Genomic DNA, 9,829 nt, shown 5'->3' with positions numbered 1-9,829 from the left:
CTACCATACGTTTGGAGCTATTGTAGTACTTCTGCCTACTCAGGCATCAAGGACAGTATGAGGATGAAGAAATGGGATTGCATTACAATAGGTTCAGGTACTATTCGCAGGATATGGGGATGTACATTTCTTCTGATTCGATTGGACTGGAGGCTAATAATCCTACTCTGTGTGGGTATGTGCAGGATGTAACCCTGAATGAACAAAAATAGAGGTTGTCTCCTGCTGCTTATATATAAGAATTTAAATTACTATAACTGATATGGATAAAATATATACATGGCTACCATTCTATAAAGAACTATCCGAATGGCTACTTGGAAAACAGAATAACCAGCCAGAGCTTATATCTAAGTTAAAAGAAATCGGTATTACCGGTTTTCGCGATGGTACAGAAAAAGGTAAAGAGATCACACTGCAAGAAATAGACCCATTCACATTCTTGGCGTATCTCAACAAGTTTCACTCCGATGAAAAAAGGGTCGAAATTTTACAGGATTTAAGGCATAAGCTAAATTTTAGTTGTCCAGAACCAACAGATGTATCAGGCATCCCGACAACCCATCCCATGAAAGTGCATCTATTCCCATGGAAGACAATCAGGGGCAACAATGATATAAATGTATTATGGGAATTGTTCAGACAGGTAAAAGAAGGGAAAGTAGATGAACGACTTTTTCAAACGGCATTGAACATTAAAAGTGTCGGAAAGGGAAAGCTCAGCATTGTTCTGTTCTACGCTAATCCAGAAAAATATGTTCCTTTGGATTCCAACACTTCATCGTATTTAAGAAGCAAGAAACTGGGCTATACTTATGATAGCTTTGCATCATATAGTGAATTGTCAGAAAAAATAGTCAAGACCTTTGGAATGCATCCATGGGAGATTTCATACGAGGCATATAATTATACTCCGGAGAGGGATTCATCCAACATTGATAGTATCAAAATACTATTAGAAAAACTTGAGAACGAGTTAGAGGACAATATAGATTACCATATCTTTTATCGAGGACAGTCAGATAAGAATTTCGGATTGATACCCTCCATTTATCGAGAAGAGCTTTTAATAAAGAATGAGGATAAAATATTCAAAGATATTATTGCCCAATGTCCGGCTGATTTCAAAGGATATACATCCACCTTTGAAAAATTGGTCAAGATGCAGCATTATTCTTTGCCGACGCGACTCTTGGATATCACTACAAATCCTTTGGTAGCTCTGTATTTTGCATGTGAAAATGAAGATGTTGACGGTAAACTATTCCGGTTTGAAGTTAAAACGTCAGATATTAAATATTTTGACAGCGATGCGGTGAGTGTTGTATCCAATATTGCAAAACGCCCAATAGATTTCAGTATCGAATCCCTTCGGGATTTGGAATGTGAAGATTTTAATGATGAACCAGACATAGCCTATCTTCTGCATGAAATTAAGTACGAGAAACCTCATTTCCAAAATGTGATTGACTCAAAGGATATTGAAAGAGTCTTTTGCGTGAAACCTATGTTTGACAATCCTCGCATAATCCGGCAGTCCGGGGCATTTTTCCTTTATGGTATCAATGGCAATAAAAGCAAGCCTGCACAGCTTAACTTCAGATACAAAGTGTACATCATCAATAAAGCGCAGAAACAGAAAATCAGGAAGCAGCTTGAAGCTCTCGGCATAGACAAATCAACGTTGTTTCCAGAAGTCGAACACGTGGCCGAGCATATAAAGGACAAATATCATCTACCTAAATAACCTTTCCCTCATTTTAAAAAAACAAGCCGAGCTATTACGCGGATAGCTCGGCTCTCAACTTGAAAAAATTACATCAAGTCTTAATCTTGTGGTACATCTTGAACTTGCAAGCATTTCTCTACTTTGTATAAATAATACTTAGAAGGGAGGATAGCCTGTAAATAGAGTTTCTTCGATTTTGCTGGTTAATAAATTTAATTGATTGTTTGTTATGTTCAAAGGAAAATTCTATATTTGCGAAATATGATATCCTCCTTCTTGTCTTGAAAGCGGTCTGACTGCTTTAACCAAGGCGAAATGTCTTGGTTTTATAATAAATAATAAGATCAGCATGGCAGAATTAAAGGCAACCGTGTGCTTGCAAGGGAAGGATATAGAAGTGATTTCATCACATATTGAATTTAACCGCAAGACAGATAATAAAGGAAGGCCAGTGACAAATGTTATTGGCGGACGTATTACCATTACCGTTGAATCTACCAGAGAAACTACTATTCTTGAAGCAATGGTAAACAGTCCTTTCAAAGCGATAAGCGGCAAGGTGATTTATTACAACACTAAGGATAATTCAATCTTTCGTGTCGTGGAGTTCAAATATGCGTATATCGTATATTACAAAGAGGTTTACAATGTTGACAGGAAACGCCAAATGTATTCCACCATCACATTTTCTGCGGGTATTATTATGATAGGAGACGCATATTTAAGCAATCAATGGTAAGACTGACGATTCCTGCAAGCCTTTATTGGATCTTTCAAAGAAGAAACATGAAATTTAGTTGTTTGGATATTATTGTATTAAGAAATATCACTAACTTTGTTCATTGTGGATGTGGTGATAATGGATTTGCAGCGTCGTTTACTATTTCAATATTTAATGTTCTTATTGCTACATTTTTGTTTTCCAATGGAGTTAAAATAGAATTATGTTAATAACAAAGGTATGAATACTTTGATTCTTGATTTTTTAAACAGCTATGCTGATAATACTAATCCTCAGTATGCCGTGATGCTGAAAGGAAAATGGGGATGTGGCAAAACTCATCTTATAAAAGAATGGAAGAAGAGGTTTGATGGAACCGCAGATACCGACGAGGAAATTACGCTAAAGCCCATCTATATTTCGACCTATGGAATGGATAGCGTGAATGACATCAAGACAGCTATAGATAGGGAATTAAATCCTTTCTTCTATTCGAAAACGGGGCGTTTCATAAAGGGAGTTTTGAAATTAGCCGGTAAGGTAGTCTTCAAGACAAGTATGGATTTTAATGAAGACTCTAAAGAGGATGGTTCCTTTTCCGCAACACTGGATTCGTTGTCGTTACTACAAGTGAAAGACGACAGTATAAAAGGTGTAAAGTTTCTGATATTCGATGACATCGAAAGGTGCCTGATAGAGATGAAGGAATTGTTAGGCTTTATCAACTATTTTGTAGAGCATTGTAATTGTCATGTTGTCGTAATTGGAGATGAGAACCACCTTGAAAAACTTCCCAAGGCTGTATGGGATGAGTTTAAGGAAAAGACCATAGGTAGGGAATTTGAAATACAACCTGACATAGAAGAAGCCATCGAATACTTCCTTGGCGAAGTACCGGTATCCGATTATTTGAAAGAAATGCGTGATTTCATTATTGCCTGTTTTATGTGCACAAAATCCGATAACTTACGGGTTTTGAGACAATGTTTATATGATTTTAAAAGCCACTTAAACAAACTTCCTCCCGAGCTGGTTGAAAAGGATAATATCTTTCTTAAAAATATTCTTGGGTCATTTATTGCAGTGTATGCAGAGTATAATAATAGTGAGAACAAAGAGGTAATTTGTAATTGGAGTAGAGATTGTCGGATTTCACTACTCCAAGATAATAATGAAGATAAGCAAAGGATACATCATCTAAGGGAAAAATATCACTCTTTGAACAAGGAGTTAATTTATAATGTCTTAAATCCGGAGTATGTTACGGCTATTATACAATATATTATCACAGGTGCTCCACTTGTAGAATTTATTGTTACGGAGATAAGGGATAAGCAAAAAGAATTGAAACCTTGGGAAATGCTATCCGGCTTTTTCGATATGGAGCAGCAAAAACTTGAAAGAATTTGTCAAGATACTATAACATCCATATTGGATAGAGAGATAAAAGATGCTTATCAACTTGGTTATAGTATTGCGTATCTATCATACTTTCACGCTATTGGCATTTTCTATTTTATACAGGCTTATGTCTCTTTAATAAAAGTAAGAATAGCAGAAATGATTGATAGCCAAACCTGTTTAGAGGAACTTTATCAGCTAAGAGGGCTTTTTATTAGTGGATGTAATTATGTAACCACAGATTCCAAAACCCCAATAACGGATGATATTGTGGACTATTTCTTGCAGAAGATGAAATCAAAGATAAATGAGTTGCCGGATCAAATGCAAAAAGCACTGCGTAATTTGACTGAAGGAACAGTAGAACAACTTATAATCATAGACAGATTGCCTTATCCAGATAAAAGTTGTACATACGAACTTCGTGCTATATTTGCATATGAAGATGCCAATGCTCTTTTTGATGCTATCTGCAAACTAAGCAATAAAAGCAGAAATACTTTTACGCAATTTCTTGCTTATCATTATAATTTTGACTATGATTTACAAGATGTGGGAGACAGATATAAGGCAGATGTTCCTTGTTTACTCAAGTTGAAAGATTTGGTCGGTAATGAAATCAGTATATCAAAAGGAGTGGATAAACTTGCCTTCATAAGATTAAAAGATGCCTTGATTGAAGCTATTAGGAGGTGTGAAGGCAAAAGTGATACATTGCCACCAATGTAGAAGCTAAAAATGGCGTATCGCAAAAAACGGATATGCGATGAAAGAATATTATCTCTATTTGACTAAAAACAGAAGATATTAATAGCTATAAATGAGAATGGGTGGTGGCGGGGAATCGGGAGGTTATAAAGGGAGAAAGGATGCCATAAAAGAGTAGAGCCGTCGGCAGACCGGAGCGCAAAAAAATCCCTCTGCCCAGTCATCGCGACCATGCAGAGGGAACGGTTGAATTATGATTATGTCAAGCAGCTTCGGCAATAGCTTCGTGTTTGGCAGCCTGCGGTTGTTCGGCCTCTTTCAGGCTTTCATCAATCCTGTGCTGGAGTTCCTTACATTCCTGTTTGAGCCTTGACAGTTCATCGGCTTTGCTCCACTGACGGCAAATGATGTCCTGCAATGTGGGAATTTCGCTTTCTATCCGCTCTACCGCCTTTTGTTGCTTCTCGATAAGAGAGGGCAATTTGCTTAATGCTCCATGCGGATATTGTGCCGACTCAACAAAACCAAGCGGCAGCGCACCGCTCAGACCGCATCGGTATTTCAATCCACTTATACCCTCTACAAAGAATGTATTGCGGTCAAACGTACCGTCCATATTATACTCGCTATGCACCAACAAGTTTAGCCCTGCATACGTGCCAACTGTACCATACGCTCCGTTGCGGTAGGTCTTGGCGATACGGTGCAACTCCCGGCCAACTTCCTCGGTACTGGCTTGCGGCAAGTTCAAAAGCAGGGTTGCCTTTGCCCCATTATACGAGTTGATGTATTCCAAATCCCTCTTGAAATCGGCCTCAGTACGCTTTGCCTTTTCGATTTCTCCCTGACCGGCAGCTATTTTACGCTCGGCACGGATGCGTTCTTTCTTGAAAATAGCCTGTTCCTTTTCAAGCTGCATAATCTTGTTGTCGAGCTTCGTCTTGTTCAGCAAGTCGTTATTGCCTGACAGAATAGCCACGAACTCGGCGAAGTTCATACCGCTGTCCTCATCCATGCCTCCCTCGTCAATACGACGCACGGCGATTGTGCCGTTGTTAATTTGATTGATAAACATCTGCTTGTTTCTCAACAGATTGAACTTGTAGGCGTCAAGGGTCTTTTCCGTGCCGTAAATTACAATATCTACCACATTGCCACCCCACAGCTTTACAGTGTTGCCTTTGCGTACCGCCCTGCCGTTTCGTTGCTCCATGTCAGCAGGTCGCCAAGGTATTTCAAGGTGATGCACTGCCACAGCCCTTTGCTGGGCGTTCACACCTGTGCCTAACATGGTCGTACTTCCAAAAAGAACTCGCACCTTGCCGTTGTTCATTTCTTCAAACAGCTTTTTTCTTGCCCTCTCGGTAGTGGCGCATTGGATAAACTGTATTTCATCAGCAGGAATACCGAGTTGTACCAACTTTTCTTTGATGTCGGCATATATGTTCCATTCGTTCGGTTTGTATGTACCAAGATCGCTGAACACGAACTGTGTACCCCGATTGTCATTCGAGCGTATATAGTAGTCATAGATTGTCCTCGCACAGATAGAAGCCTTGTTATCGGCATCATCCTTGAACTTGCAACCCAACAAGCGCATATCAAGAGCCATTTTTCGGGCTACATTGGTCGCAACCAGCATTTTTGCCTTATCGAGATTGTCGGGTTGCGGAACGTCAAGTCCCAAGTCCTTCCACTGGCCGCTACCGGCAAAAGAAATCAAGCGTCCTATCATTTCCTCCTGCTCGATTGTCGGGGGATAAGAGAGGAAACGCACGTTCTTCTCAGGCACGTCAAGATTTATCATGTCGGCTGTACAGTAATCCGTAATCTCACGCAGGAACATTGCCAGCTCCGGTACTTTGATGTAAGTACGGAAACGCTCTTTGCGCTTCACCGAGCCTGTCACATTCAACTCATAATCTGCCGTTTTCTTTGTGAATATGGCTGCCCACGCATCGAAACAGCTAATCCGTTGCCGTTGAAGCTCCTGCGGACGCAAATACTTGAACATCACATATAGTTCGGTAAGGGCGTTCACGACCACCGTACCCGACAGAAACGTAGCCCCAAGGTCACGACCTGTACGAAGTTGGATGTCACGAATGGCGAACAAGAGGTTCATTGCCCTTTGAGAGCCTTTGGTGTTGCCGATACCTGCCACACGGTTATGGCGTGTCTGAAACATTAAGTTCTTGAAAATATGGCACTCATCTACAAAAATATGGTCTATTCCCATTGTGTGGAAGTCCACAGCATCGTCTTTCCGATTATTGATTTTCATACGCAGTTCTTGTAATTTAGCCCCAAGGTTCTGTTTGCGCTTTTCTAATCCCTCCTGCATCTTTCCGCTACGGTAACGCATGGTGGACTGCTCCAAAAATTCAAGGTTACGTTCCACATCGGCAAGCTCTTCCGTGAATATATCTATCATGGTCTCTTCTGACTGCGGTATCTTGGCGAACTGGTCGTGGGTCAGTATGATGCAGTCCCAGTTGTTGTTCTTGATTTTTGAAAAGACCTCTTGCCTGTTGGCAAGGGTAAAATCTTCCTTGCCCGGATAGAGAACTTTGGCCGTAGGGTATGCCTTGCGGAACGTATCAGCAATTTCGTGCACATTCGCTTTCAGTCCGATAATAAGCGGCTTGTGTACCAGTCCGAGACGTTTCATTTCGTAAGCGGTAACACACATTATCATCGTCTTGCCTGTGCCTACCTCATGCCAACAGATACCGCCTCCGTTCTGCTTAATCATCCAGATAGCATCTTTCTGTGAGGGATAGAGGCTATCGTATGGAAATTGCCCGAAAGAGAGCTGCGGAAAGGTTTGTGCCGAACCGTCATAGTGCGGCCTAACATAGCAGTTGAAACGCTCGTTATATACCCTTACCAGCTCGTCCCGAACCTCTATCGGCTGCCTGTCAAGCCAGCAGTTGAAACGGTCTCTAATCTCCTGTATCTTGGTGGCTGCCTCTTGTATGGCTTCCTCGTCCGGCACACGCACCTTATCACCATTGCGGTATATCTTTTTCGTAATTTCGGGTACAGTATCATGCAGGGCATGAACAAACAAATCCTCACCGTTATAGTTGCGGACGAAATAGGTGTTGTAAGCCACCGGAGAGTAACTTTGCAGACGTACCATGTAGGTGTCGTTCACATCGAAATACATTACACTTGTCTCTACCTTGAAAAGTTCAGTTGCAAAATCGGCGTATAACTTTGTGTCAATCCAACGCTCGCCCATGTTAATATCGAGTTCCTCGTAGGGTATCGCTTCGGGTGTCGCATCCGCCAAAGCCCTTACAGCAGTTTCCGTCCAATCTTTTTCCCTGTCCGTGAGTTCGGACAAGTAAGAACCTATCTCCTTGCATTTGGCTATGACATTGCCTGAAAGGAACTTGCCTTTATGCTCCCACTCCCCGATAGCGGGATTGTAAAATATTTCACCTTTGAGGTCGCCGATGATTTCTTCCTCGGCACTGTCCGTGGACTGCATCAGGTAGTCCATATCAACCTTGCCGTAGAAATTCAAGCTGCTTGCCAACGCTTCAATCGGTGTCAGCCGTTTGTTCGGGTCTATCTTCTTGAACGCCACAGGTTCACGCATGATGTCGGACTTGACTAAATCTTTTCCAAGCTGCATTTCTATTGTAAAGACTTCCACACCGAGGCTGTCAAGCATGATAAACTCCTTGTTGTCGTTCTCGTGGAAACAGCCCCATTTGGCAACAAAGGCATCGTATCGGGCGTTCAGCTCTCTACGCAATCCGTTATCCTCTTTTTGTTCTTCCCTTTCTTTGATTGACAGTTCAAAGTATGCTTTGCGTATAGGAAAATAATCTTTCGCCCTATCTGTATTGACCTTACCCTCGTCCACCGGCACAAAATCAATGGCTACCTCTTGATAAAGACTTGATTTTCGATATTGGATAGTACCCACCTGGCCCTCAAACAGTACCATTGCGCCGTCTTTCATCCATGCTTCCACCCCATCCGTGTAGGCTCGTTTACCTTTTTCTACTTGTTTCATCGCTACATTCCCGAAAAGGGACATTTGCATATGTTCGCTGCCCTGTCCGTTCCCTGTGAAAAGACTTTTGCGGAAATATCGACCAAAGTCGAGTTTCAGCAGTGCGGCGAGATATTGCGACATGGCATTTTCATTTCCCTGCCATTGGTATTTGCGCACATATTTTCCGTATTGGTTCTGTACAATGCGGCTACCTGTTGCAAGGGTAGTTTTCGGCATGGTAAACAATTTGTTGGCGTATTCGGTCATTGTGCCTATGGCGTCCGCCTTTTCCCTGCCTACTTGTAAAAACAGTTGTTCCCGTTGTGAGAGTACCGTCTTGTGCGTGTGCTTTTGGAATATCAGCAGGTCACTGCCTACCTCTATACCGCTTGTCTGCATGAAAAGCATATCGGGCAGACGGATTGCACTTATCAGGTCTGCATGATTTACAAGATATTCACGCACGAACTTGTTACCGGGCGTGTCGGCTATGCCCCTCGATGTGATGAAAGCCAATAATCCACCCTCATTCAACAACTCCATCGCTTTGACAAAAAAGTAGTTGTGTATGGTCTTGGTGGCCTGTTCGTACATACCGCCTTTCTTCCACAGCTCCGCATCGAATACCCGGAAATTGCCAAACGGGATGTTGGAGGCTATGACATCGAAAGTTGTATGCTCAAAACCTTGTTCTCCAATGGTTTCAAATGCAGCCGTCCGTGTTAGCGTGTTCTCATGGAGCAGGGAAAGTATCATCCCCGAAATGAGATCTTTCTCAATGGCATAGTCATACGTGCCGGACATGGCTATGGGCAGAAAACCGCCTATACCTGCACTCGGTTCGAGAAATGAACGCATTTTGAGGCCGTTTTCGCTGAACGTGGCGTGTATCTGCCGCACCACTGCATCAACAAGGAATTTAGGAGTGTAAAATGCTGTCAGTACAGATGCTTTGATACCCTCTATGACATTGTGTCGCATGGGTTCTGTGAAATGAGGGTAAGCATTGATTAACTCCTGCAATCTTTGTATCGGTTCTTGCATATCACCACCTATGGGCTTGTCCGTACCTATATTCAACACTTCTTTGATACCCCCGAAACCAGAATATCGGGATAAAATTTCTTTTTCTTCCGCAGTGGCCTGCCTGCCTTGAACTTGGATTTTCATTGCCGTTTCTATGGCTTCCACGTTCGCTACCAATGATTTCAATTTGTTGTAACTCATAATTTAACCTTTCTTTTTTTCCCTTTTT

At 41.8% G+C, this 9,829-nt stretch carries 4 protein-coding genes and 1 pseudogene; 4 read left to right on the top strand and 1 reads right to left on the bottom strand.

Annotated elements, in window-relative coordinates; genetic code table 11:
• Positions 1–50: 50 nt before the first annotated feature.
• From ISX59_RS11630 to ISX59_RS11615, 4 genes and pseudogenes are all read left to right on the top strand, one after another.
• Positions 51–212, top strand: a pseudogene (locus tag ISX59_RS11630) (RHS repeat-associated core domain-containing protein); the annotation flags it as partial.
• Positions 213–262: 50 nt separating this feature from the next.
• Complete coding sequence (locus ISX59_RS11625; RefSeq protein WP_195653325.1) at positions 263–1,747, top strand: FRG domain-containing protein; 1,485 nt, start codon at positions 263–265, stop codon at positions 1,745–1,747.
• 331 nt (positions 1,748–2,078) lie between these two features.
• Complete coding sequence (gene tssD / locus ISX59_RS11620) at positions 2,079–2,468, top strand: type VI secretion system tube protein TssD (protein WP_117673231.1); 390 nt, start codon at positions 2,079–2,081, stop codon at positions 2,466–2,468.
• Positions 2,469–2,690: 222 nt separating this feature from the next.
• On the top strand, positions 2,691–4,580 hold the full coding sequence (locus ISX59_RS11615; protein ID WP_118307120.1) for a P-loop NTPase fold protein: 1,890 nt from the start codon (positions 2,691–2,693) through the stop codon (positions 4,578–4,580).
• A gap of 241 nt (positions 4,581–4,821) precedes the next feature.
• On the opposite strand, the gene ISX59_RS11610 is transcribed toward ISX59_RS11615, so the two are convergent.
• Positions 4,822–9,801, bottom strand: a complete 4,980-nt coding sequence (locus tag ISX59_RS11610; RefSeq protein WP_011203037.1) for an N-6 DNA methylase — start codon at positions 9,799–9,801, stop codon at positions 4,822–4,824.
• Positions 9,802–9,829 lie beyond the last annotated feature (28 nt).

It is taken from the genome of Bacteroides sp. FSHCM14E1 (assembly GCF_019633785.1).
In the GTDB taxonomy this organism is placed as follows: Bacteria; Bacteroidota; Bacteroidia; order Bacteroidales; family Bacteroidaceae; genus Bacteroides; species Bacteroides hominis.
Note: the sequence above shows the minus strand (reverse complement) of the source record. Positions and strands in the feature narration are given on the sequence as shown.

Coding starts and splice junctions, on each gene's coding strand:
- ISX59_RS11625 (WP_195653325.1), top strand. CDS start 263: ATGGATAAAATATATACATGGCTACCATTCTATAAAGAACTATCCGAA.
- tssD (WP_117673231.1), top strand. CDS start 2,079: ATGGCAGAATTAAAGGCAACCGTGTGCTTGCAAGGGAAGGATATAGAA.
- ISX59_RS11615 (WP_118307120.1), top strand. CDS start 2,691: ATGAATACTTTGATTCTTGATTTTTTAAACAGCTATGCTGATAATACT.
- ISX59_RS11610 (WP_011203037.1), bottom strand. CDS start 9,801: ATGAGTTACAACAAATTGAAATCATTGGTAGCGAACGTGGAAGCCATA.